At 55.9% G+C, this 365-nt stretch carries 1 rRNA gene; it reads left to right on the top strand.

The annotated features are described in order from the left end of the window. Positions 1-2 precede the first annotated feature (2 nt). Positions 3-365 (top strand): 16S ribosomal RNA (locus tag OGY17_RS00800); the annotation flags it as partial.

The raw sequence follows: 365 nt of genomic DNA, 5'->3' as shown, positions 1-365 counted from the left end.
TTAAATTGAAGAGTTTGATCATGGCTCAGATTGAACGCTGGCGGCAGGCCTAACACATGCAAGTCGAACGGTAGCACAGAGGAGCTTGCTCCTTGGGTGACGAGTGGCGGACGGGTGAGTAATGTCTGGGAAACTGCCCGATGGAGGGGGATAACTACTGGAAACGGTAGCTAATACCGCATAACGTCGCAAGACCAAAGAGGGGGACCTTCGGGCCTCTTGCCATCGGATGTGCCCAGATGGGATTAGCTAGTAGGTGGGGTAACGGCTCACCTAGGCGACGATCCCTAGCTGGTCTGAGAGGATGACCAGCCACACTGGAACTGAGACACGGTCCAGACTCCTACGGGAGGCAGCAGTGGGGA

The organism is Citrobacter sp. Cpo126 (genome assembly GCF_030332445.1).
Lineage (GTDB): Bacteria > Pseudomonadota > Gammaproteobacteria > Enterobacterales > Enterobacteriaceae > Citrobacter > Citrobacter portucalensis.
The sequence above is the reverse complement of the archived record's forward strand: the minus strand, read 5'-3'. Positions and strand labels throughout refer to the sequence as shown.